A 25,732-nucleotide genomic window follows, 5' to 3' on the forward strand; every position below is an offset into this window, starting at 1 on the left:
TAAAATGAAAGCGCAGTCTAATTTTTATGCGAAATTTGTTAGGAGGATGGCAAATGAATATCCATGAGTACCAGGGAAAAGAACTCCTTAGAAAATACGGAGTTTCAGTACCAAATGGTCGAGTTGCTTTTTCTGTTGATGAAGCAGTTGAAGGTGCAAAAGAACTCGGAACAGATGTAGTAGTAGTAAAAGCTCAAATCCATGCAGGTGGACGCGGGAAAGCTGGCGGGGTAAAAGTTGCGAAAAACCTTGATGAAGCACGTACATATGCTGAAGAAATCTTAGGAAAAACGCTTGTTACACACCAAACTGGTCCTGAAGGTAAGGAAGTAAAACGTCTCCTTATTGAAGAAGGCTGTGATATTAAGAAAGAATATTATGTAGGTCTTGTATTAGACCGTGCTACTTCACGCGTGGTTTTAATGGCTTCTGAAGAAGGTGGAACAGAGATTGAGGAAGTAGCAGAGCAAACACCTGAGAAGATCTTTAAAGAAGTTATCGATCCTGCTGTTGGCCTACAAGGCTATCAAGCTAGAAGAATTGCATTTAATATTAATATTCCAAAAGAATTAGTTGGTCAAGCAGTTAAGTTTATGATGGGTTTATATCAAGTATTTGTTGAAAAGGATTGTTCAATTGCTGAGATTAACCCATTAGTTGTTACTGGTGATGGAAAAGTAATGGCACTTGACGCAAAATTGAATTTTGATTCAAATGCATTATATCGCCATAAAGATATTGTGGCATATCGTGATCTTGAAGAAGAAGATCCAAAAGAAATTGAAGCTTCTAAATATGACTTAAGTTATATTTCTTTAGACGGTAATATTGGCTGTATGGTAAATGGAGCTGGTCTTGCTATGTCGACAATGGATATTATTAAGTATTATGGCGGCGAACCTGCAAACTTCCTGGATGTTGGGGGCGGTGCTACTGCAGAAAAAGTAACAGAAGCATTCAAAATTATTCTATCCGATAAAAATGTAAAAGGAATTTTCGTTAATATCTTTGGTGGAATTATGAAATGTGACGTTATAGCTGAAGGTGTAGTAGAAGCTACCAAGCAAGTTGGCTTAGAAATTCCTCTTGTTGTACGTCTTGAAGGTACAAACGTTGATTTAGGAAAGAAAATTTTAGATGAATCTGGTTTAAATATTACTTCTGCAGAGTCTATGGCTGACGGCGCACAAAAAATCGTTTCATTAGTGAAGTAAGAAAGGCAGGGGACAAACATGAGTGTATTTATTAATAAAGATACAAAAGTTATTGTGCAAGGTATAACTGGATCAACAGCGTTATTCCATACAAAGCAAATGCTTGAATATGGAACAAATATTGTTGGAGGAGTAACACCTGGTAAAGGTGGTACAGAGGTAGAAGGTGTACCTGTATTTAATACAGTTCAAGAAGCAGTTCAAGCAACTGGTGCAAATGCATCTGTTATCTATGTGCCTGCTCCATTCGCTGCAGATGCGATTATGGAAGGTGTAGATGCAGAATTAGATTTGGTTATTTGTATTACAGAGCATATTCCTGTAATGGATATGGTGAAAGTGAAACGCTATATGGAAGGTAAAAATACTCGCTTGGTAGGACCAAACTGTCCGGGAGTAATTACTCCTGAAGAGTGCAAAATTGGTATCATGCCTGGATATATTCATAAAAAAGGACATGTCGGCGTTGTATCACGTTCTGGTACTCTTACTTATGAAGCGGTTCATCAATTATCACAAGCGGGTATTGGCCAATCCACTGCTGTAGGAATTGGTGGAGATCCTGTTAATGGAACAAACTTTATTGATGTTCTTAAAGCTTTTAATGAAGATGAAGACACATATGCTGTTATCATGATTGGGGAAATTGGTGGTACAGCTGAGGAAGAAGCTGCAGAATGGGTAAAAGCAAATATGAAAAAACCTGTAGTTGGTTTCATTGGTGGTCAAACAGCTCCTCCTGGAAAACGTATGGGTCACGCAGGAGCAATCATTTCAGGTGGTAAAGGTACCGCTGAAGAAAAAATTAAAACAATGAATGCATGTGGAATTAAAGTGGCTGATACTCCATCTGTAATGGGAGAAACACTTATTTCGGTTTTAGAAGAGCAAGGCTTACTTGAAAAATGTAAAACACATTAATAAATATAATAGTAGGAACAGGTAATTTTCCTGTTCCTATTTGTCATGCTAATATAGGAGGGATTTTAAGAAAATATGAATAAAAGATTGTTTTTATTAGCTCACTGTAAGGGAGTTAGTCAACAGATTTTACGTAAAATGATGAAAGTAGATCCTACCCTTGAGCTTTTTTTTCATTTGAAGGATCATGAATGGGAAGCTTATTTTCAGCTTAATAAAGAGAGAATTAAAGCAATAAAAGAAGAATATCACTCTATGTCATTCATAGAACTAGAAAAACAATATAAAAAAGATAATATTATGTTCCTCTCTCTCTATGATCAAGCATACCCACCTTTATTAAAAGAGATTTCTGATCCCCCGCCATTTTTGTTTTACAAAGGTGATATTGCATTATCTCATTCAGCACAAATCATCAGTGTAGTAGGTACTAGGAATCCAAATCATTATGGTAAATCAGCACTAAATTTCATCATAAAACCATTAATCGTAAATAATTGGGTTATTGTAAGTGGATTGGCGAATGGTATTGATGCAATGGCGCATACACTTTCGATTAATCAAAAAGGTAAAACTATTGCAGTAATAGCTGGCGGGTTTTATCATTTATATCCTAAACAAAATCAAACTCTAGCAGAACAGATTATGACCTCACATCTCATTCTTTCTGAACATGCTCCGTCTACACCACCTCAAAGATGGCATTTTCCTATGAGAAATAGAATAATTAGTGGTCTTTCTAAAGGCACGATTATTATACAAGCTCAGAAAAGAAGCGGATCACTTATTACAGCCCAGCAGGCACTTGACCAAAATCGGGAAGTATTCGCTGTCCCTGGCTCTATATTTGATGAATACAGCGGAGGTACGAACGATTTAATCCAGAACGGGGCAAAGCTGGTACAAGATGTCTCACATATTATTGAAGAATTTCCTAGGTAGCAAATACAAAAAACTATACCCATTAACGAAAAAAATGTTAATTTAGTTAAAATATTCATGTTTTTTCGTAAAGTTTTGGTATATGATTAGGGTAATTTATTTCTAATTTGTTTGACAAACCTTATAGGAATATTTAATAATAGTGGAGATTTCAGTATAGAATCAGCATTTAATAACCTATGGATTAAGTAAGAGCAAGTTTTAAATCTTTACCCGTATAAGCTTACGTTTATTTTATATAAACCAATAAAAATGAAAAAGAAATATTAAAGAGAGAATACCTCTTAAGGAGGATACCAGGCATGTCGGACTATTTAGTTATTGTGGAATCACCCGCAAAGGCAAAAACAATTGAACGTTATTTAGGAAAAAAATATAAAGTAAAGGCCTCAATGGGACATGTTCGTGATCTGCCGAAGAGTCAAATTGGCGTGGATATTGAACATAACTTTGAGCCGAAATATATTACAATTAGAGGAAAAGGCTCTGTACTCAAAGAGTTAAAGACAGCAGCTAAAAAAGCGAAGAAAGTTTATTTAGCGGCTGACCCGGATCGCGAAGGGGAAGCGATTGCGTGGCATTTAGCTCACAGCCTGGATGTAGATATTAACTCTGATTGCCGTGTTGTGTTTAATGAAATTACCAAGGATGCTATTAAAGAATCCTTCAAGCATCCCCGATCTATTAATATGGATTTAGTTGATGCTCAACAAGCAAGACGTGTGTTAGATCGATTGGTTGGATACAAGATAAGTCCAATACTATGGAAAAAAGTGAAAAAGGGTCTAAGTGCTGGTCGGGTACAATCTGTCGCTGTAAGACTAATTATTGATAGGGAAAACGAAATAAAAGCATTTGTACCTGAAGAGTATTGGTCAATTGAAGGTCAATTCTTAAAAGGGCAAAAAGAATTTGAAGCATCGTTTTACGGAGTAAATGGAGAGAAAAAAGCTTTAAATACAGAATCAGAAGTCAAAGAAATTCAGGAGTTAATAAAAGAAAACAAATTTATTGTTGAAAGAGTAACGAAGAAAGAACGGAAGCGTAATCCAGCAGTACCATTTACAACATCAACTATACAACAAGAGGCAGCTAGAAAACTAAACTTCAGAGCAAAGAAAACAATGATGATTGCTCAGCAGCTTTATGAGGGTATTGATTTAGGGAAAGAAGGAACAGTTGGATTAATTACTTATATGAGAACAGATTCAACTAGGATTTCTGAGACTGCCCAGTCTGAAGCAACACAGTACATTACAGATAAATATGGTCAAGAGTTTGTTGGTACTGCCGCTAAGTCTGCTAAAAAGAACACAAATGCTCAAGATGCTCATGAAGCGATTCGACCAACATCAACATTACGAGAACCTTCCAGCATTAAAGAATTTCTAAGTAGGGACCAATTAAGATTGTATAAGTTGATTTGGGAACGGTTCGTTTCAAGTCAAATGGCTTCAGCAGTCCTCGATACAATGAGTGTCGATCTAGTAAACAATGGAGTAGTATTTAGAGCAAATGGATCAAAAATTAAATTTCCTGGTTTTATGAAGGTGTATGTTGAAGGTAATGATGATCAAAAAGAGGAAAAAGATCGATTGCTTCCAGATTTAAAGGAAGGTGATGAAATCTTTTCAAAAGATATTGAGCCATCTCAACATTTTACTCAACCACCTCCACGATATACTGAAGCAAGACTTGTTAAAACATTAGAAGAGCTGGGGATAGGTAGACCATCCACATATGCACCTACACTTGATACAATTCAAAAAAGAGGCTATGTTACATTAGATAATAAACGATTTATTCCAACTGAATTAGGTGAAATTGTTCTAGAGCTAATTAGAGAGTTTTTTCCGGAAATTATCAATGTGGAATTTACAGCAAATATGGAAAACAGCCTTGATGAAGTAGAAGACGGTCATATACAGTGGATGAAAATCATCGATAATTTTTATAAAGATTTTTCTCCAAGGCTTGAAAAAGCAGAAAATGAAATGGAGAAAATTGAGATTAAAGATGAGCCAGCAGGTGTAGATTGCGAGGAATGCGGTCACGCAATGGTATTTAAAATGGGAAGATTCGGGAAATTTATGGCTTGCTCTAACTTTCCGGATTGCCGCAACACAAAACCGATTGTAAAAGAGATCGGGGTAAAATGTCCTAACTGTGAGGAAGGAATGATCGTTGAGAGAAAATCAAAAAAACGCAGAATTTTTTATGGGTGTAATCAATACCCGGAATGCGAATTTCTTTCATGGGATAAACCAATTGCAAGAAGTTGTCCAAAATGTAGCAACATGCTTGTTGAGAAAAAGTTGAAAAAAGGTATTCAAGTACAATGTATGGAATGCGATTATAAAGAGGAACAGCAACAATAGGTGAGCGGAGTATCGCTCACTTTTTTTAAGGATACTAAACGGGAAACATAATGAACACACATGGATGTATTCAATATCCCTGAAAGATAATAAATAATTTATAGCTCCTATAAGTAGTTGGAGGGTTAGGTAATAATGAATCATGAAGCAGTAGTTAATGTAATAGGTGCCGGTTTAGCTGGCAGTGAAGCAGCATGGCAGTTAGCTAAAAGAGGAATAAAGGTTCGATTATATGAAATGAGACCAGTTAAGCAAACTCCAGCACATCACACAGATAAATTCGCAGAGTTAGTTTGTAGTAATTCATTAAGAGCTAATAATTTAACAAATGCTGTTGGTGTATTAAAAGAAGAAATGAGGATGTTAGATTCTGTCATTATTAAGGCAGCTGACGAATGTGCTGTGCCCGCTGGTGGGGCACTTGCAGTTGATAGACATGAATTTGCAGAAAAAGTAACAGAGTTAGTTAAAGGACATACAAATGTAACGGTAATAAATGAGGAAGTTGCTGAAATACCAAATGGTCCGACAATCATTGCCACCGGCCCACTTACATCAAAGAATCTTTCTGAGCAATTAATGTTATTAACTGGTGAAGAATATTTGTATTTCTATGATGCTGCAGCCCCAATTGTTGAGAAAGATAGCATTGATATGGAAAAGGTTTATTTAAAATCCCGTTATGATAAGGGTGAAGCAGCTTATTTAAATTGTCCAATGACTGAAGAAGAATTTGATCGCTTTTATGAAGCGTTAATTGCTGCGGAAACTGTCCCATTAAAAGAATTTGAAAAAGAAATTTTCTTTGAAGGTTGCATGCCTATTGAAGTGATGGCGCAAAGAGGGAGAAAAACGATGTTATTTGGTCCCCTTAAACCGGTTGGGTTAGAAGATCCGAAAACAGGCAAGAGACCATTTGCGGTTGTTCAATTACGTCAAGATGATGCAGCAGGGACACTTTATAACATTGTTGGTTTTCAAACACATTTGAAATGGGGGCCTCAAAAAGAAGTGTTATCCCTTATCCCGGGATTAGAAAATGTCGAAATTGTCCGATATGGGGTTATGCATCGAAATACATTCATAAACTCTCCAAGACTTTTAAAGCCAACTTATCAATATAGCAATCGTGAAGATCTGTTCTTTGCCGGGCAAATGACAGGGGTTGAAGGGTATGTTGAATCTGCAGCATCAGGATTAGTAGCGGGGATAAATGCAGCACAGCTTGTCTTAGATAAGGAGTTAGTTGTATTTCCTAATGAAACAGCAATTGGAAGTATGGCAACATACATTACATCAACAAGTGCAGATAATTTCCAACCGATGAATGCGAATTTTGGAATATTTGCTCCACTTCCAAAGAAAATTAAAAGTAAAAAAGAACGTAATGAAATGCATGCCAAGCGAGCGTTAGAAACAATTCAAAAAATTTCGAAAAATTTATAGAAATAATTTGCAAGGGCTACTACTGTTATGATAACATTTAGTAGCCCTTTTGTTGTGCGAGGTGTATCGAGTGACAAATGTTAAGAATTATTTAAATTTGTTTATTGAATATTTACAAATTGAGAAAAATTATTCAAAATATACAATTGTGAATTACTCCAAAGATCTTGAAGATTTTTTTTCCTTTATGAAAGAACAAGCAATCCTACATCTAGAAGAAATTACATATAATGATACAAGGTTATATTTAACTCAGTTACATACAAGAAAGTATTCTAGAAAAACAATTTCAAGGAAGATATCCTCACTAAGAAGTTTTTATAAATTTCTTATTAGAGAAAACTTTCTATCGGAAAACCCTTTTTTACTTGTCTCTATCCCTAAAAAGGAGAAGAAAATTCCTCAGTTTCTTTATGAAGATGAGATTAATCAATTATTCTCAGTGTCGGATATTCACACTCCTTTAGGACAACGAAACCAAGCTTTAGTTGAAATTTTATACGGCACCGGGATACGTGTGAGTGAATGTTGTGAAATCAAGATATCTGATATTGACTTTTTTATTGGAACCATACTTGTGTCTGGTAAAGGTGGAAAACAACGATATATTCCATTTGGAAGCTTTGCTCAAGAGGCTATTGAACGATATATTAACAGTGGCAGAAGAACTTTAATGAGCAAGCGGAAAGAAGACCATCCATATTTATTCGTAAATCATCGTGGTGAAGCGCTAACAGACCAAGGTGTTAGACATATCCTAAATAAGATGATAAAAGATGTCTCTTCAATTCTTCATATCCACCCACATATGTTTAGACATACCTTTGCCACACACTTATTAAATGAAGGTGCTGATATGAGAAGTGTTCAAGAATTGCTAGGTCATTCACATTTATCTTCTACACAAGTATATACACATGTAACAAAAGAACACCTGAAGAAAATGTACATGGCCCATCATCCTCGAGCTTAATGCTTAATAATGGAGGTAGAAAAAATGTCTCAATTTCACGCAACAACAATTTTTGCTATACATCACAATGGAAAAGCTGCTATGGCAGGTGACGGACAAGTAACGCTAGGAAACGCAGTTGTTATGAAGCATACTGCCAGAAAAGTGAGGAAATTATTTAATGGCAAAGTTATTGCAGGATTTGCAGGATCTGTAGCAGATGCTTTTACATTATTTGAACTCTTTGAAAGTAGACTGGAAGAATATAATGGGAATTTGCAACGAGCTGCTGTAGAACTGGCAAAAGAATGGCGAAGTGACAAGGTATTAAGGCGTTTAGAAGCAATGCTGATCGTCATGAATGAGAAAGATCTATTATTAGTATCAGGAACAGGTGAAGTAATAGAGCCGGACGATGGTATTTTAGCTATTGGCTCTGGTGGAAATTATGCTTTATCTGCGGGCCGTGCTCTTAAACGGTTTTCAGGTGATCAATTAACAGCTAAGGAAATTGCTGAGGGTGCTTTAACGATTGCTGGTGAAATTTGTGTTTATACAAATCTGAATATTATTGTTGAAGAACTTTAATTAAGGGAGGCAAAGCTAATTGAATAATCAACTAACACCAAAACAAATTGTTGAACGTTTAGATCAATATATCATAGGACAAAAGGATGCAAAAAAGGCGGTAGCTGTTGCATTAAGAAACCGTTATCGAAGAAGTTTATTGAGTGAAAAGCTCCGTGAAGAAGTTGTCCCAAAAAACATTCTTATGATAGGACCCACAGGTGTTGGAAAAACTGAGATTGCAAGAAGAATTGCAAAGCTTGTAAATGCTCCATTTATTAAAGTTGAAGCAACAAAGTTTACTGAGGTCGGATATGTCGGTAGAGACGTGGAATCTATGGTTAGAGATTTAGTGGAAACTGCGGTTCGATTAGTTAAGGAAGAAAAAATATCTGATGTAAAAGGCCTTGCCGAAGAAAATGCAAACAAGAGGTTAATTGATCTTCTTGTTCCTGGTAAGAAAAAACAAACCACTGCCAAAAACCCACTTGAGATGCTATTTGGAGCAGCAAATCAGCAAACACATGAACAGGATGACCAATCAGCTGATGATTCATCTCTTCATGAAAAGCGCCGTCGTATTGCACATCAATTAGCATTGGGTGAACTAGAGGATCATTATGTTACTGTAGAGATTGAGGAACAACAAGCATCAATGTTTGATATGCTTCAGGGGTCGGGTATGGAACAAATGGGCATGAATATGCAAGATGCGTTAGGAAGCTTAATGCCAAAGAAAAAGAAAAAAAGAAAATTAACTGTTAGAGAAGCTAGAAAAGTAATAACGAATGAAGAAGCAAGTAAATTAATTGATCTTGATGAAGTGACTCAAGAGGCTGTCATAAGGGCAGAGCAAACAGGGATTATCTTCATTGATGAAATTGATAAAATTGCCGGGAAGTCAAAAGGTGGATCTGCTGACGTTTCCCGTGAAGGTGTACAAAGGGATATCCTTCCAATTGTTGAGGGTTCAACGGTTGTAACAAAATACGGATCTGTTAAGACTGATCATATGTTATTTATTGCCGCCGGTGCTTTCCATATTGCGAAGCCATCAGACCTTATCCCTGAATTACAGGGGAGATTTCCGATTCGAGTAGAACTTACAAAACTTAGTGTTGAGGATTTTGTGAAAATTTTAGTTGAGCCTGATAATGCTTTATTAAAGCAATATAAAGCATTAATAGAGACGGAAGGTATAGAATTAGAATTTTCTGACGAAGCTATTCGTAAAGTAGCTGAAGTAGCATTTGATGTGAATCAGGACACTGATAATATTGGTGCCCGAAGATTACATACAATTCTTGAACGACTATTAGAGGACCTTTCTTATGAAGCTCCTGATATTAACCTTGAGAAGATTGTGATAACTCCACAATATGTAGAAGACAAACTAGGGAAAATATCAAAAAATAAAGATTTAAGCCAATTTATTTTATAGTACTTACAATTTCATATGTTACAGGAGGAACCATACATGTCTTTATTACAAAAAACACGTAAAATTAATGCTATGCTTCAAAGAGCAGCAGGAAAACCGGTAAATTTCAAGGAAATGTCAGAGACGCTAAGCGAAGTAATTGAAGCGAATATATTTGTAGTTAGCCGTAGAGGGAAGTTACTAGGATTTGCGATTAATCAACAAATTGAAAATGAACGAATGAAAAAAATGCTGGAAGATCGTCAATTCCCTGAAGGTTATACAAATAATCTTTTTAACATAACGGAAACATCATCAAATATTGACGTTTATAGTGAGTATACTGCTTTCCCTGTTGAAAACCGTGAATTGTTTGAAAATGGTCTAACTACAATTGTGCCAATTATTGGTGGGGGAGAACGCCTTGGAACACTTATCCTGGCAAGAGTTCAAGAGCAATTCGCTGATGAAGATTTAATCTTAGCAGAATACGGTGCTACGGTTGTAGGTATGGAAATTTTAAAGGAAAAAGCAGAAGAAATCGAAGAGGAAGCACGTAGCAAAGCGGTTGTTCAAATGGCGATTAGTTCACTTTCTTATAGTGAATTGGAGGCAATTGAACATATCTTTGAAGAATTAAATGGTAATGAGGGATTATTAGTAGCGAGTAAAATCGCTGATCGTGTAGGAATCACAAGATCTGTAATTGTTAATGCACTTCGTAAATTAGAAAGTGCTGGTGTTATTGAATCACGTTCTCTCGGTATGAAAGGGACATATATTAAAGTCTTGAATGCAAAGTTCTTAGTTGAATTAGAAAAATTGAAAACAAATTAATAAAAACTTGGTAAAAAGAGGATGATCAATGATCATCCTCTTTTTTATTACAGGTTTATTACAAATATTAAAAATGGAAATAATATTTATGTAGGGATTTGTCGCATTTTATGATATTTTATTAAGGTATTAAAAAGGATTTCTGTTAGTATATTTTAATTTATGCGGTAAAGTCGGCATAGTACAATAGTCCTCTTTTGAAAATAGATAGAAAATCCGACTTTTTTTTACAAAGTCTTAATAGACTTTAAGACTATTATTTCATACAATTATAGAGGAATTAACATATTTCGACACTATACGATACGTATCAATGTTTAATTTTGTGAGGGGATATCATGAATTTATTTTCAAATACTATTACAAGCCTTGAAAAAGCCATTTCTCAATCAACAGCAAGACAAAGAGTCATTTCAAATAATATTGCAAATGTCGATACCCCGAATTATAAAGCTCAAGAAGTTCGGTTTAATACTGCATTAACAAATGAAATGCAAAAGCTTGGAGCATATAAAACAAACAGCAAGCATATTGAATTCGGTGGGGCAGATTCATCCAGCTATCAAATCGTAGCTAAGAATAATACGAATTACAATCATAATGGAAATAATGTTGATATAGACCAAGAAATGACTGAAATGGCAAAGAATCAAATCCAATATAATGCATTAATTGAGAGATTAAGCGGCAAGTTTAATTCTTTAAAAACTGTAATAAAAGGTGGCAATTAACTGTGTCAATTTTTCAATCAATCAATACATCCGGTTCTGCTTTAACTGCACAGCGGGTAAGAATGGATGTTATTTCTTCTAACATGGCAAATATGGAAACAACAAGAGGAGAATTTGTGAATGGTGAATGGCAACCATATCGTAGGAAAATGGTTGTAACCCAACCGCAAGGAAATCAATTTTCTTTCTTTTTAAGTAAGGCAATGGGTTCAAAAGAAACAACGGGAGGCGTCAAGGTTACCGAAATTACTGAGGATCAAACTCCCTTTGAACTTGTATATGATCCAGAACACCCGGATGCGAATGATGAAGGTTATGTAGCGATGCCTAATGTGGACCCATTAAAAGAAATGGTTGACCTTATTAGCAGCACGAGATCGTATGAAGCTAACGTTACAGTTATGAATGCATCTAAAGGAATGTTAATGAAAGCTTTAGAAATAGGAAAATAGGTGATCGAGATGATAAATAGTATAAGTCCATTTAAACTAACAACCGAACCAGTTCAAATACAACCTAAGTTCTTGTCAAATAATGCAAATCAAGCAGAAAATAAAGCAAGTTTTGGGGAAACCCTCAAAAATGCAATTGACAATGTTAATAAAGCACAAATAGAGTCAGACAAAATGACAGAAGCATTAGCAACCGGAAAAAATGTAGAACTACATGATGTGATGATTGCATCTCAAAAATCCAGTATTACACTTTTAACAACTATAGAAGTGAGAAATAAAGCGATCGAGGCTTATCAAGAGATGATGAGAATGCAAGTTTAGTATATAAGTATCTTTCTATATTATTAAATACTAAAAATGCAAATGTCATTGTACCGGGGGATTTTATGGAATGAACGAAAAAATATTGAATATAAAAGACAAACTAACCGGGGTATGGCAACAGAAAAGTAAGATGCAAAAAACATTTTATATTTCAAGTATAATCGTGTTTTTTGTCATAGTTGGCCTAATTACTTACTTTATGTCCAGACCAAATTTAGTTCCTCTTTATTCAAATCTCTCTCCAGCTGAAACAGGACAAATAAAAGAGACTCTTGATGCCAAAGGCGTACAATCAGAAATCTCTAATAACGGTACATCGATTATGGTACCAAAAGAGATGGTCGATACGTTAATGGTTGAGTTAGCTGCGGAAGGAGTTCCTGATACTGGAATGATCGATTATTCATATTTCGGTCAGGATTCCGGTTTTGGGATGACGGATAAGGAGTTTGATGTTATTAAACTTAAAGCAACACAAACTGAGCTGGCTAATTTAATGAAAGGAATCGATGGAGTTAAAGAGGCAAGTGTGATGATTAACCTTCCAACTGAATCAGTTTTCGTTGGTGATCAACAAGAAGGGTCCTCCGCTTCCGTTGTTCTTAATCTGGAGCCTGGAGCTCAGCTGGATCAGGATAAAGTAAATGCACTTTTTCATTTGGTTTCAAAAAGTATACCAAATCTTACAACTGATAATATCGTCATTATGGATCAAAACTTTAATTATTATGATTTAAATGATGGTCAAGGTGCTTCACCAGGTACAAGCTATGCATCACAGCAAGAAATAAAATCGCAAATAGAACAAGATATTCAACGAGATGTCCAAAAGTTATTAGGTACAATGATGGGTCAAGATAAGGTAGTAGTTGCCGTAACAACTGATATCGATTTTACTCAGGAAAATCGTGAAGAAAATCTTGTATCTCCTGTTGTAGAAGGTGAAGATGAAGGAATTGCTGTAAGTGTTGAACGAATTACTGAAGCTTATACTGGAAATGGAGCTGCAGCTGCTGGTGGTGTGAACGGTACTGGTGACACTGATGTTCCAGGCTATCAAGCGACAGCAGAAGGTACCGGTGATGGAGATTATGAACGGATTGAGGAAAGAATTAATAACGAAGTGAATCGAATAAATAAACAAATTGTTGAAAGTCCTTATAAAATTCGTGACCTGGGCATTCAAGTAATGGTTGAACCACCAAATCCTGAAGATCCCCTTTCATTTACTCCTGAAAGAGAAGAAGACATACAACAAATCCTTTCTACAGTAGTTAGAACATCTATTAATAAAGATTACTCGGAAGAGCCTATAACAGATGAGGAAATTGCTTCAAAAATTGTTGTTTCCGTTCAACCGTTTGATGGCAAACTTCAGGCGGAAGAGACAGAAGCCAGTCAAACGATTCCAATGTGGATGTATATTGTTGGAGGCATTCTTTTATTAGCGATTGTCGTTCTTATCATTCTTCTCATTAGAAAGAAAAAAGAAAATGAAGAGGAATACGAAGAGGATGAAACACCTGTTGTCACTACATTTAATGTTCCAGACATTAACATTGAAGTTGAATCAGAAACAACTGTTCGTAAAAAACAACTTGAAAAAATGGCAAAAGAAAATCCGGAAGATTTTGCAAAACTATTACGTACTTGGATAGCTGAGGACTAGGAGGTTAGAGGTTTGGCAAGAAAAGACAATAACGCATTAACAGGAAAACAGAAAGCTGCCATTCTCTTAATCTCTTTAGGCCCAGAGGTGTCAGCATCTGTGTACAAACATTTATCTGAAGAAGAGATTGAAAGACTTACGTTGGAGATTTCCGGGGTTCGCAAGGTTGAAGCTGAAAAGAAGGAAGAAATAATAGAAGAGTTTCATGATATTGCGATGGCACAGGAGTTTATTACACAAGGTGGTATCGCATATGCAAAAGAAGTGCTGGAAAAAGCTCTGGGACCTGAGAAGGCAACAAGCATCATTCACAGGCTAACATCATCCTTACAAGTAAAACCGTTTGACTTTGCAAGGAAAGCAGACCCTTCCCAAATACTAAATTTTATTCAAAATGAGCATCCACAAACGATTGCGCTCATTCTTTCGTATCTAGAACCGGCTCAATCTGGTCAAATATTGTCTGAACTTCCTCAAGAATTACAGGCAGATGTTGCTAGACGGATAGCTGTAATGGATCGAACTGCTCCAGAAATTATCAATGAAATTGAACAAATCCTTGAACGAAAACTTTCATCAACTGTGACTCAAGATTTCACACAAACCGGTGGAATTGAAGCTGTTGTAGAAGTATTAAATGGAGTTGACAGGACAACAGAAAGAACAATTTTAGACTCTCTGGAAATACAAGATCCTGTTTTAGCTGAAGAAATTAAAAAGAGAATGTTTGTATTTGAAGACATCGTAACCCTTGATAATCGTGCTATACAGCGTGTAATTAGAGATGTAGAAAATGAAGACTTAATGCTGTCACTCAAAGTCGCGAGTGAGGAAGTTCGTGAAGTTGTTTATAAGAACATGTCTAAACGTATGGTTGATACGTTTAAAGAAGAAATGGAATATATGGGGCCTGTTAGACTTCGAGATGTTGAAGAAGCTCAATCGAGAATTGTTGGTGTGATCAGAAGACTTGAAGAAGCTGGTGAAATTGTCATAGCCCGTGGTGGAGGAGATGATATTATTGTCTAGGCTGATTAAGTCACAATATACAAATCATCATGAAGAGGGAAAAAAGATTGCTGTTCAAACAATTAGAGCACTGCTCCAAGATAAACAGAAAGAAAATGACCCTGAATTAGTTAGTCAGTCTTCTTTTATCATCCAATCAGCAAAAAATGAGGCAGAACAAATGATCAATGCAGCAATGGAAGAATCTTCAATCATCCATCAGCAAATACAGTTTGAAAAGAATAACTGGGAGCAGGAACGTGAACACTTAATTGAGCAAGCAAGACAAGAAGGATATGCAGAAGGTATAGAACTTGGTAGACAGGAAGCATTAAGAAAATACGAGTCTACCATTGAAGAAGCGAATAGAATTATCGAATTGGCAAAGTGTGATTATGATGAAAAAATCCAATCTGCTGAGAATGCTATTTTAGAACTTTCGGTAAAGATTGCAGAGAAAATCATAGTTGCTAAATTAACAGAATCACCCGATCATTTACTTCCTCTTGTAAAAAAAGGACTAAACGAAGTGAAAGAATATGAACATATTAAAATTCATGTCCATCCTCATTTTTACGAATTAGTCTTAAATCAAAAAGATGAACTAAGAACATTGTTGACAAATGACACAGACTTTAATATCTATGCAAATGCAGAAATAAATGAGCATGATTGTTTTATAGAATCTGCATTCGGAAGAATAGATCTAAGCATAGATACACAATTAGAACAATTGAAAAAACAATTAATCGATTTATTAGGCTAAGAGGTGATCTGACCTGAGAGCAGCAGATTTGATACATGCTATCGACACGCTAGATACTTATAAACGATATGGAAAAGTGAAAAGAGTAGTCGGTCTTATGATTGAATCAAGAGGACCAGAAAGCTCTATTGGTGACTTATGCTATATCTATGCTGGTTCTACAAATAAAACGAAAATTCCTGCAGAGGTTGTTGGTTTTAAGGAAGAAAATGTGCTTCTTATGCCTTATTTACAAGTAACAAATATTTCTCCCGGTAGCATTGTTGAAGCAACTGAAGAGCCTTTAACTGTTAAGGTTGGATCAGGTCTTGTTGGGCAAGTGCTGGATTCATTTGGTTTACCTTTAAATGAATCATCTCTACCGAAAGGATTAACCAGCGTACCAACGGATCAATCACCTCCAAATCCAATGAAACGCCCTCCAATCCATGAAAAAATGGAAGTGGGTGTCCGTGTAATTGATAGTCTGTTAACTGTAGGTAAAGGTCAACGTGTAGGTATCTTTGCAGGAAGTGGTGTAGGTAAAAGTACATTAATGGGTATGATTGCCCGAAATACTAATGCAGACTTAAATGTGATCGCCCTTATAGGTGAACGAGGTCGTGAAGTAAGAGAATTTATTGACCGGGATTTAGGTCCTGAAGGATTAAAAAGGTCCATCGTTGTTGTTGCAACCTCTGACCAACCTGCATTAATGAGATTGAAAGCGGCATATACGGCAACTGCTATTGCCGAGTACTTTCGTGATAAAGGGTTAAATGTAATGTTTATGATGGATTCGGTTACTCGTGTTGCAATGGCCCAACGGGAAATAGGCCTTGCTGTAGGAGAGCCGCCCACGACAAAAGGGTATACTCCTTCTGTATTTGCTATATTACCAAAACTTTTGGAGCGAACAGGTACGAATGAACATGGAACGATTACAGCCTTTTATACAGTTTTAGTTGACGGTGATGACTTAAATGAGCCAATCTCTGATACTGTTCGAGGGATTTTAGATGGACATATTGTATTAGACCGACAGCTTGCAAATAAAGGTCAATTTCCAGCGATTAATGTGTTAAAAAGTATTAGTCGTGTAATGAATCAAATTATTGATTCTAATCATCGAAGCTCAGCTTCAAAGCTAAGAGACCTTTTATCCACTTACTTAAACTCTGAAGATTTAATCAATATTGGTGCATACAAAAGAGGTTCATCAAGAGAAATAGATGAAGCCATTAAGTATTATCCAAAAATCATTTCATTCTTGAAACAAAACGTTGAAGATAAAGTAATAATAGATCAAAGTATAGGATCTCTTAGTCAACTGATTGAAAAAGGTGATTATTAATGTCAATTCATTTTCGATTTCAAAAAATCATGGATATTAAAGAAAATGAAAAAGAGCAGTCTCAAGCAGAATATAACCAGTCTGTTAATGATTTTGAAACAGTGGCAAACAAACTCTATGAATCTCTAAAACAAAAAGAGGAGTTAGAGGAAAATACCCTCTCGAAACTAAATGAAGGGATGTCTGTCCAAGAGATTAGACATTATCAGCAATTTGTGACGAACATGGAAAAGACCATCTCTCATTATCAAAAAATGGTTATGTTAACTCGTAATCGTATGAATGAAAAGCAAACAAAGCTCATGTATCAAAACATGGAATTGAAAAAATATGAAAAGCTAAAAGAAAAACAGAATAACGAATTTGTTAGACACTCTAAGGAACTTGAAAACAAATTTATGGATGACCTTTCGATTCAAACTTATATGTACCGCGGAAATTAGGTGAATGCAGATGAAAACCGAAAAGCAGGAATATGGTAAACTTCAATGGTTTTTCTTTGTCATTTTTATTCCGGTTGTTTTCACTTTAATACTTGTTGTTATTATTTTATCTGTTGCTGGCTTTAACGTATTAGGAACAGCAAAATCAACGATTACAAGTATACCTGCTATTGAGAGTCTACTCAATAAAGATGAAGAAAACCCGGATGAGATTGCCCAGGAAGTAAAAAAACAAGAAGAACAGGAAGAAAAAAAGAAGTTAGAGAAAACAATCGAAGAACAAGAAACAATGATTAGTGCACTCGAAAACGATGTTGAATTAAAAGAAAAGGAAGTCCAAAAGTTAACACAAGAAATTAGTTCTTTGGAGAAACAATTAGAAGAATTAGCAAATGCCGAAGAAGAAAGCCAATCGAGGGATATAGCTAAACTATATGATAATATGAGCAGCAAAAAAGCTGCTGAGATCATTCCAAACCTCACGCAGGATGATGCCCTACTAATACTTTCGTCTCTGGATGACAAACAAGTTGCAGATATTTTGTCAAAAATGTCTGTAGATGATGCTGTAAAATATACTAATCTTTTATCGTCAAACTCACAGTAGGTAGATGGGAGGTGAAAAGTTGGAGATCTTACCATTATTACAAAATGTAAATTCACTAACCAAATCTACTAGTATAGGACCTAAGCCTGGTAGTTTGAGTTTTCGAAACTTTTTGTCAGGAGAAGGAATAAATCAGCAAACTACAGCTGTAAGTCATATGAGTATTCCAGAAATAGAGAAAGTATCACTTAAAGGAATTATAAAAGATTTAAATAATATTATTGAACAGCTTCCAGTTGAGATGGATGTATCAAAATCTTCCTCCATAGAAGAATATTCTTCCGGTTCGTTGGAAGAATTAAATGTACTTTCTATTAATAATGATTTTACTGAGATGTCACCAACATTCTTTTTGATAAAAAATGATTTAAAAGATGTACTTACTGAGAATCCATCAATTAACGAACTAGTTACTCATATGAATAACCAACCTTCTATTGTTAATCTTTTATCTTTTGTTAAAGCAGTTGAAGGTGTAAAAGGTTCACAACAATCGGATTTTCAACCAGTATTATCAGATATTAATACGTTTTTTGAACAGGAATTTCCTTCATTTAAAAATAACGAAATAGTTAATTTAGAAAATATGTTAAGTAGCATGGCAAAGATGAAATCAAATGATCAAGAACAACTTGAAGGACAGGTTTTACTTGATAGTTTAATAAGTCAAGAATCTGAACTTGATATAGTATTGGATAAATTGACAAGTATAAGCAATAAATTAAGTTCTCATAAACTTGAATCAATCCATTCTAATATTCAAGTGAAACAAGAGATATTGGTTGAATTAGGCTCTATTTCATCATCATCTTCGGACACACTTTTGTTAATTGATAATTTATTTAAAAAATCAGATATACAAACGATCGAATCAATTTTAGATCATACAGTTAATCGTTTCTTACAGAATAATGATAAAAAAGAGAATCAGTTAATAAATACTTTCGAAGAACATGCTATTTATATGAGGGTTGGTACGAATTTTGATAAAGAAAACTCTTTAAGGATATTGCCTTTTGAAGTGAATACTATCGATCGACCGAAACATAATGAAATTTATGTAGAGGTGCAGGTAAATACTACTCTACAAAAAGATCAGGTAAAACAACATCCTATACTTGAACAATCCATTTATCATATTGAAACAGGATTACGACAGTTAAGTAATGCAGAAATAGATTTTACAACAATAAAAGAGTCTCTCACAAATATCTTAAATGAAGCTACAAAATCGGAGAGCGATGAAGTGAAAGCTCCTTCAACTAACAAAATCGTCCTATCAGATGAATCACATCCTTTACTGAACACATTATTACTTTTGCAACAAGAATCAGAGAAATTTGGCTTTAAGGCTCAGGAAACAGTTGTTATAAGTAACTTGTTAGAAAATGATGAAGAAATAAGTCAACAAACACAACCAAATTTAACAAACAGCTTAAAGGGTGAATCAATAAAAACTTTAGATGTTTCTACTCTGGATTCGATCGTTAAAGGAATAAAATCAATTGTTGATGGAATTCAATTATTAACCTCGAAAAATCAAGTTTTTACACCATTCCTTTCTAACATGGAGGAAGCTGTACAGTCTGAATTAAGCAAATTCAAACAATTCCAGAATGTTGATAACCTGGCAATCCATTTGAGATCTTTAATGATAAAAAATCAGTTAGACAATGTAGCAAAGTTAAATAAAGAGCCTACTTTAAAAAGTAATTCAACTGATTTTATTATTAGTGAGCATGGTTCGAAAAATATAAATATCTTACCGCAAGTACAGATGACAGATGCTGCTATTAATCCACAAGATGAAAAGTTTATTAGTGAAATCAAGGAAGAAACATTTGTCCTTCGACTAAACCATATAAGTGTAACTGAAAATGAGTTACAAGGATCTCAATCAACAAAACAAGATACTTCAATTCGCCAAGAGTTTACAAACCAGCTTTTAAATGCATTTAAGAATAGTAAATTTGCTCAAGTTCCTAATGGAGCTAATAGACTTATTTTAAAGCTAAATCCGGAGCATTTAGGTTTAATTACGGTTAAGCTCGTTCAAAAAAATGGAGAAATGGTTGCTCATCTTATTACATCTTCTAATTCAGCAAAAGATCTATTAGAACATAGTATTCATCAATTAAAACAGGTACTTCCATCTGTCCAAATAGAAATTGAGCGCTATGATATTCAAACAGAACAATCTCAAAAAACGTTGAGAGACCATTCTGAGAACAGAAAAGAAAGCAGTAGTGAACAGCAGCAACAGCATGAGGAAGAAAACAAAAGTGAGCAAAGCTTTGTAGATTCTTTAAAAGAAGCATTAAATACTACTGTATAAGGAGGCGATAGCATGACGTCGATCGATCCTAGCTTACTAATATCGAATAAACCATCAACAAAAAGTACAGGTAATTCCAACCTTGGTAAAGATGAGTTTTTGAAAATATTGATGACTCAATTACAAAATCAAGACCCGTTAAATCCGATGGAAGATAAAGAGTTTATTGCTCAAATGGCTCAGTTTTCTACATTAGAGCAAACAACAAATATGGCCAGTTTACTGGAGAAGTTTATTAATATACAAACGCAGGGAGATTCCATCATAAAGTATTCAGAAATGATTGGAAAGCAAATCGAATGGAAAGATTCCAATGAAGAAACTGGAACAGGAATCGTAAAATCTGTGAAAAAAAGTGATACAGGCTTTGAACTGGAACTTGAAAATGGATCTTTCATATCAGTAGATAACATCATTAAAGTAAGCAAAGCAGAGTAAATTTTGGATTTAATATAACAGAAGCAACTGAATCTAATTATCTATTAAAGGGAGAGAAAACGTATGTTACGTTCATTATATTCGGGAATTAGTGGAATGAAAAATTTTCAGACAAAATTAGATGTAATTGGTAATAATATCGCTAATGTTAATACTTATGGATTCAAGAAATCACGTACAACATTTGCTGACTTAGTTAATCAACAAATTGCAGGTGCAGCTGGAGCAACTCAAACAAATGCAGGTACAAATGCTCAACAAATTGGATTAGGATCAAAAATAAGTTCAATTGATACAATTCATACAGCTGGATCAACCCAAACAACTTCACGAACACTTGACTTATCTTTATCGGGGGATGGATTCTTCCCAGTAGCACAAATTACTGATTTAGCAAACATTAGTATTGATCAAGGAAATCAGATTGGAAACAATATCATAACCGGTTCAATTAATAACGCTGTAGATTTGAATTATACAAGAGCAGGGAATTTCTATTTAGATGATAAAGGATACTTAGTAACTGCTGAAGGAATGTATTTAATCGGAGAAGCTGGAGAAAAGACAATACCTGATGAAGATTCAATAACAAAGTCTCAAAATGCATTAAATGAAATTACTAATTTTGGTACATCTTATAGTAACATGTTAACAGTTCTAGAGGATATTTCAAAACAAGCAAATGATTTACTAAGTGCATATCAAGACTACAACCAATCAGTGAGTAATTATAATAAGAGTGAAGCTCCAGATGAAAATGGTCCTTTGTTCAATGTTATGCAAAGTTCTCATACTGCCTTAACATCAATACTTGCTCAATTTGATGAAACAGCAGGTAATTACAATGATATTGCTGAGACATTTCGAACTGAGAATGTTACAGATTTTAACACAGAAGGTATCAGGGAATTCAACGGTGCTGACCCAATAGGGACAATTGTAAAAGAGATTAATTCTACTATTGCAACTATTGAAGGGGAATATACCAATACTCCACCTGCAGAATGGGAAAATGTAGATAATCAAATTTCACAAATGAACGATATTATCTCTACCTTTAACACATACCAAATCGAATTAGAAAACATCGGAAGAGCAGTTGTTAATTTCGAAGGTATTGCTGAAGACTTACAAAAACCAAAATTTTCAAATCGATTAAGTGGAGAAGCCGGTTTAATTCAAATTCCATTAACAGCTCAGAGCTTTAGTATTGGATCAGATGGTACTGTTACCTTCGTTAATGATAAAGGAGAACTTAATGTAGCAGGGCAAGTCCGTGTAGCAACTTTTGCAAATGCTGGTGGACTGGAAAAGCAAGGGGGCAACCTATATAGAGAATCTGCAAACTCTGGTGCAATTGACAAAAACAACAATGGAATTCAACTTGATGAATTATCTGTAGCTGGTTCAGATGGTGTTGCTTCCATCATTGCAGGTGCTCTTGAAATGTCAAACGTTGATTTATCAGAAGAATTTACAGAAATGATCGTTGCTCAACGTGGATTCCAATCAAATACAAAGATTATTACAACTTCAGATGAAATTTTACAAGAATTAATGGGGCTAAAACGTTAATAAGGGGGGAAGAGGCTAGCACATTGCACTTTTTCGTTAGCCTCTGAAAATATGATTCAATTAACAAGGTTAAATGGAAAACCCTTTACTCTTAATGCGTTATATATTGAAGTGATTGAGTCATTTCCTGATACAACCATTACTTTAACAAACGGGCACAAATATGTTGTAAAAGAACCTCAACAAGAGGTGGCTATGAAAATTTCTTCCTTTTATCGGGATATCAATGTTTTGTCTTTGAGAAAAGACACGGAGGTTTTGGGTGATGAATAAGAAGCTTTTAACTATTATGCTTGTTATTATAGGGTCTATTACTTTAATTGGTGTTACAGCACTTGTCGTCGTTACTAAATTTGTAGGAAATGAAGACGAGCATAAAGAACCTTCGATAGAAGAGGTTGTTGAAGCATCTGTTGATATACCCGAAATAACCACAAATTTATCCAGTGGTAATATTGTGCGCATATCATTTAAAATTGAAACAGATTCGAAAAAAGCAAAAGAAGAATTAACACAAAGGTCTTTCCAAGCACAAGATATTGTCATATCTGAGCTGGCAAATCTGGATGCTGCACAATTAGAAGGAACCGAAGGAATGAACAAGTTAAAAGAGTCAATTTCTAATAGAATTAATGCATTAATGCAAGAAGGCAAGGTCAAGAAGATTTATACCACATCCTATATCCTTCAATAATTGAACAACATAACAAATAGGAGGTGAAAACTTTGGCAGGTGATATTTTATCACAAAGTGAAATTGACGCCTTGCTATCTGCCATTTCAACTGGTGAGATGGATGCAGATGAGTTGAAGAAAGAAGAGTCAAGCAAAAAAGTTAAGGTCTATGATTTTAAACGGGCTTTGCGTTTTTCAAAAGATCAAATTCGAAGTTTAACTAGAATACATGAAAACTTTGCACGGTTGTTAACAACTCATTTTTCAGCGCAATTGCGAACATATATTCAAATTACAGTTGGTTCTGTTGACCAGTTGCCATATGAAGAATTTATCCGATCGATTCCTAAAATGACGGTGTTAAATATTTTTGAAGTAGCTCCATTAGAAGGAAGAGTACTAATGGAAGTGAATCCTAATATAGCATACGCAATGATGGATCGAATTATGGGTGGTATAGGAGCAAGTGTTAATAAAATAGAGAACTTAACTGAAATCGAAACAAAAATTATCTCAAATATCTTTGAGAAATCATTAGATAATTATCAAGAGGCATGGGAATCCTTAATTGAAATTGAACCAAATATGTTGGAATTTGAAGTTAATCCACAGTTTTTACAAATGGTTTCTCCTAATGAAACTGTAGTCGTTATTTCCTTGAATATTCAAGTGGGAGAAACGAGCGGTATGATAAACCTGTGTATCCCGCACGTTGTATTAGAACCTATTATCCCGAAGTTATCTGTACATTATTGGATGCAATCTGACAGAAAAGAGCCAAAGCAACATGAGATTGATGCTTTAAAAAAGCAAATCAATCTAGCCGATCTTACAATTGCAACTGAGCTTGGAACATCAGATATATCCATACAAGACTTTCTTCAATTACAACCTGGTGATGTCATTCAATTAGATAGCGCCATCGACCAACCATTGGTGGTTAAAATAGGTAATAAGCCAAAGTTTACTGGACAACCTGGAAAAACAAACAAAAAATTAGCGGTTCAAATTATTGACCACTTATCAAGAGGTGACGAAGATGGTGAGTAATGATATGTTATCGCAGGATGAAATCGATGCGCTATTAAAAGGGGCAAGTATTGATGAAGAAGAAAATCCTGTGGAGACAGATGGAGGAATACGTTTAAAGAATGAAGATTACTTTGATGCGATGGAAGAGGACGCAATTGGTGAAATAGGAAATATATCATTTGGAAGCTCTGCAACAGCTTTATCAACTCTTTTACAACAAAAAGTTGAAATCACAACACCAAGTGTATCAATTATTCACAAGAACAATTTAGGTGATCAATTTCAACATCCTTATGTTGCAATTGAAGTGAATTATACAGAAGGATTTTCAGGAAGTAACCTGCTGGTTATTAAACAAAGTGATGCGGCTATCATTGCAGATTTAATGATTGGTGGAGATGGAACAAACCCTGATGAAATGTTAGGAGAAATTCAAGTTAGTGCAGTACAGGAAGCGATGAACCAGATGATGGGTTCTGCAGCTACGTCTATGTCAACAATTTTTAATAAAAAAGTAGATATCTCACCACCGCGCGTTGAACTTCTCGATGCAAATGAAACAGAGGATACAAATACAATACCTAATGAAGATTTGTTAGTTCAAGTATCATTCAGGTTGAAAATTGGAACATTAATTGATTCAAATATCATGCAATTATTGCCTTTATATTTTGCGAAAGATCTTATAGATCAATTAATTAATCCTAAGCAAGAGGCTGCTACTGTCGAAGTAATAAATGAGGTTTCCGAACCACAAGCAGTAACACCTGATATGACACACCTGTACCAACCTGATATTCAACAAAATAATTCGTATGGTCAGCCTGTATATGAGCAACCATTACCGCAACAACAGGCTAGTTTTAATAATCACCAACAGCACCAGCAAATGGGACAACCTATGTACGGATCTGTTCCTCATCAGCATACTCAACAAAAACAGCAGCCTTCAGTTAATGTAAAACCTGCTGAGTTTGCTTCGTTTGAGCCAGTTTCTTATCAACAGCAAGAAATTCAAAACTTAGATATGTTGTTGGATATTCCGTTAAAGGTAACGGTGGAATTAGGTAGAACAAAACGTTCAGTAAAAGAAATCCTTGAATTATCTTCAGGTTCCATAATTGAATTAGATAAACTCGCTGGTGAACATGTAGATATACTAGTTAACAATAAAATTGTTGCAAAAGGTGAAGTTGTCGTTATCGATGAGAACTTTGGTGTTCGTGTAACAGACATTATTAGTCAATCAGAGAGATTAAGTAAATTAAAATAAACTTGTAAAGTAGGAGTGGGGAAAAATGGCACACAAAATTATGATTGTTGACGATGCAGCATTTATGAGAATGATGATTAAAGATATTTTAACAAAAAATGGGTATGAAGTAGTTGCTGAAGCAGCTGACGGTGCACAAGCTGTAGAAAAATATAAAGAACATCAACCAGATTTAGTAACAATGGATATAACAATGCCGGAAATGGATGGAATTGCAGCACTTAAAGAAATTAAAAAAATTAATAGCAATGCTAAAGTTATCATGTGCTCGGCAATGGGACAACAAGCAATGGTTATTGATGCAATTCAAGCAGGTGCGAAGGATTTTATCGTGAAACCTTTCCAGGCTGATCGTGTTTTAGAGGCTATTGGAAAAACATTAAGTTAAAGG

Annotated in this window: 26 protein-coding genes; all 26 read left to right on the forward strand. The window is 35.0% G+C overall.

The window, feature by feature from the left end:
* Positions 1–53: 53 nt before the first annotated feature.
* Positions 54–1,214 (forward strand): ADP-forming succinate--CoA ligase subunit beta, encoded by a 1,161-nt coding sequence (gene sucC, locus HWV59_RS11455; protein ID WP_175638859.1) that lies wholly within the window; start codon positions 54–56, stop codon positions 1,212–1,214.
* Positions 1,215–1,232: 18 nt separating this feature from the next.
* Positions 1,233–2,135: a succinate--CoA ligase subunit alpha gene (sucD, locus tag HWV59_RS11460; protein ID WP_175638860.1), complete on the forward strand. Its 903-nt coding sequence runs from the start codon at positions 1,233–1,235 to the stop codon at positions 2,133–2,135.
* A 75-nt stretch (positions 2,136–2,210) separates the two neighbouring features.
* Positions 2,211–3,077, forward strand: coding sequence for a DNA-processing protein DprA (gene dprA, locus HWV59_RS11465; protein WP_102229682.1), 867 nt, complete (start codon positions 2,211–2,213; stop codon positions 3,075–3,077).
* Between the two features lie 302 nt (positions 3,078–3,379).
* A complete protein-coding gene (topA, locus tag HWV59_RS11470) occupies positions 3,380–5,455 on the forward strand; it encodes a type I DNA topoisomerase (RefSeq protein ID WP_175638861.1) in 2,076 nt (691 codons plus the stop codon).
* 135 nt (positions 5,456–5,590) lie between these two features.
* Positions 5,591–6,901, forward strand: a complete 1,311-nt coding sequence (gene trmFO / locus HWV59_RS11475; protein WP_102229684.1) for an FADH(2)-oxidizing methylenetetrahydrofolate--tRNA-(uracil(54)-C(5))-methyltransferase TrmFO — start codon at positions 5,591–5,593, stop codon at positions 6,899–6,901.
* A 70-nt stretch (positions 6,902–6,971) separates the two neighbouring features.
* Positions 6,972–7,874, forward strand: coding sequence for a tyrosine recombinase XerC (gene xerC, locus HWV59_RS11480; RefSeq protein WP_102229685.1), 903 nt, complete (start codon positions 6,972–6,974; stop codon positions 7,872–7,874).
* Positions 7,875–7,898: 24 nt separating this feature from the next.
* Positions 7,899–8,441, forward strand: coding sequence for an ATP-dependent protease subunit HslV (hslV, locus tag HWV59_RS11485; protein ID WP_102229686.1), 543 nt, complete (start codon positions 7,899–7,901; stop codon positions 8,439–8,441).
* A 19-nt stretch (positions 8,442–8,460) separates the two neighbouring features.
* Complete coding sequence (gene hslU, locus HWV59_RS11490) at positions 8,461–9,861, forward strand: HslU--HslV peptidase ATPase subunit (protein ID WP_102229687.1); 1,401 nt, start codon at positions 8,461–8,463, stop codon at positions 9,859–9,861.
* Positions 9,862–9,897: 36 nt separating this feature from the next.
* Positions 9,898–10,677 carry a GTP-sensing pleiotropic transcriptional regulator CodY gene (gene codY, locus HWV59_RS11495; protein WP_102229688.1) on the forward strand — a complete coding sequence of 260 codons (780 nt, stop codon included), beginning with the start codon at positions 9,898–9,900 and terminating at the stop codon, positions 10,675–10,677.
* A 338-nt stretch (positions 10,678–11,015) separates the two neighbouring features.
* Complete coding sequence (gene flgB / locus HWV59_RS11500; RefSeq protein ID WP_102229689.1) at positions 11,016–11,408, forward strand: flagellar basal body rod protein FlgB; 393 nt, start codon at positions 11,016–11,018, stop codon at positions 11,406–11,408.
* Positions 11,409–11,410: 2 nt separating this feature from the next.
* Positions 11,411–11,860, forward strand: a complete 450-nt coding sequence (gene flgC, locus HWV59_RS11505) for a flagellar basal body rod protein FlgC (RefSeq protein WP_102229690.1) — start codon at positions 11,411–11,413, stop codon at positions 11,858–11,860.
* A 9-nt stretch (positions 11,861–11,869) separates the two neighbouring features.
* Positions 11,870–12,184 (forward strand): flagellar hook-basal body complex protein FliE, encoded by a 315-nt coding sequence (fliE, locus tag HWV59_RS11510; protein ID WP_102229691.1) that lies wholly within the window; start codon positions 11,870–11,872, stop codon positions 12,182–12,184.
* 70 nt (positions 12,185–12,254) lie between these two features.
* Positions 12,255–13,856 (forward strand): flagellar basal-body MS-ring/collar protein FliF, encoded by a 1,602-nt coding sequence (gene fliF / locus HWV59_RS11515; protein WP_175638862.1) that lies wholly within the window; start codon positions 12,255–12,257, stop codon positions 13,854–13,856.
* Positions 13,857–13,868: 12 nt separating this feature from the next.
* A complete protein-coding gene (gene fliG / locus HWV59_RS11520; RefSeq protein WP_102229693.1) occupies positions 13,869–14,885 on the forward strand; it encodes a flagellar motor switch protein FliG in 1,017 nt (338 codons plus the stop codon).
* The gene (fliH, locus tag HWV59_RS11525) at positions 14,878–15,630 is read left to right on the forward strand and encodes a flagellar assembly protein FliH (RefSeq protein WP_175638863.1); all 753 of its coding nucleotides are present in this window, start codon (positions 14,878–14,880) and stop codon (positions 15,628–15,630) included. Before fliG ends, fliH begins: the two co-directional genes overlap by 8 nt.
* 13 nt (positions 15,631–15,643) lie before the next feature.
* Positions 15,644–16,963: a flagellar protein export ATPase FliI gene (gene fliI, locus HWV59_RS11530; protein ID WP_175640040.1), complete on the forward strand. Its 1,320-nt coding sequence runs from the start codon at positions 15,644–15,646 to the stop codon at positions 16,961–16,963.
* Positions 16,963–17,406 carry a flagellar export protein FliJ gene (gene fliJ / locus HWV59_RS11535; RefSeq protein WP_102229696.1) on the forward strand — a complete coding sequence of 148 codons (444 nt, stop codon included), beginning with the start codon at positions 16,963–16,965 and terminating at the stop codon, positions 17,404–17,406. Before fliI ends, fliJ begins: the two co-directional genes overlap by 1 nt.
* A gap of 10 nt (positions 17,407–17,416) precedes the next feature.
* Positions 17,417–18,013 (forward strand): MotE family protein, encoded by a 597-nt coding sequence (locus HWV59_RS11540; protein WP_175638864.1) that lies wholly within the window; start codon positions 17,417–17,419, stop codon positions 18,011–18,013.
* Between the two features lie 19 nt (positions 18,014–18,032).
* On the forward strand, positions 18,033–20,348 hold the full coding sequence (locus HWV59_RS11545) for a flagellar hook-length control protein FliK (protein ID WP_175638865.1): 2,316 nt from the start codon (positions 18,033–18,035) through the stop codon (positions 20,346–20,348).
* Between the two features lie 12 nt (positions 20,349–20,360).
* Positions 20,361–20,786, forward strand: coding sequence for a flagellar hook assembly protein FlgD (flgD, locus tag HWV59_RS11550; RefSeq protein ID WP_102229699.1), 426 nt, complete (start codon positions 20,361–20,363; stop codon positions 20,784–20,786).
* Between the two features lie 63 nt (positions 20,787–20,849).
* Positions 20,850–22,361 (forward strand): flagellar hook-basal body complex protein, encoded by a 1,512-nt coding sequence (locus HWV59_RS11555; protein ID WP_175638866.1) that lies wholly within the window; start codon positions 20,850–20,852, stop codon positions 22,359–22,361.
* Between the two features lie 51 nt (positions 22,362–22,412).
* Positions 22,413–22,634 (forward strand): flagellar FlbD family protein, encoded by a 222-nt coding sequence (locus tag HWV59_RS11560; protein WP_102229701.1) that lies wholly within the window; start codon positions 22,413–22,415, stop codon positions 22,632–22,634.
* The gene (gene fliL / locus HWV59_RS11565) at positions 22,627–23,055 is read left to right on the forward strand and encodes a flagellar basal body-associated protein FliL (RefSeq protein WP_175638867.1); all 429 of its coding nucleotides are present in this window, start codon (positions 22,627–22,629) and stop codon (positions 23,053–23,055) included. The genes HWV59_RS11560 and fliL overlap by 8 nt, the downstream gene beginning before the upstream one ends.
* A 32-nt stretch (positions 23,056–23,087) precedes the next feature.
* Positions 23,088–24,086 carry a flagellar motor switch protein FliM gene (gene fliM, locus HWV59_RS11570; protein WP_102229703.1) on the forward strand — a complete coding sequence of 333 codons (999 nt, stop codon included), beginning with the start codon at positions 23,088–23,090 and terminating at the stop codon, positions 24,084–24,086.
* Positions 24,076–25,341 (forward strand): flagellar motor switch phosphatase FliY, encoded by a 1,266-nt coding sequence (gene fliY / locus HWV59_RS11575; protein ID WP_175638868.1) that lies wholly within the window; start codon positions 24,076–24,078, stop codon positions 25,339–25,341. The genes fliM and fliY overlap by 11 nt, the downstream gene beginning before the upstream one ends.
* A 25-nt stretch (positions 25,342–25,366) precedes the next feature.
* Positions 25,367–25,729 (forward strand): response regulator, encoded by a 363-nt coding sequence (locus HWV59_RS11580; protein WP_026559341.1) that lies wholly within the window; start codon positions 25,367–25,369, stop codon positions 25,727–25,729.
* Positions 25,730–25,732: the final 3 nt, after the last annotated feature.

The organism is Metabacillus schmidteae, assembly GCF_903166545.1.
Lineage (GTDB): Bacteria > Bacillota > Bacilli > Bacillales > Bacillaceae > Metabacillus > Metabacillus schmidteae.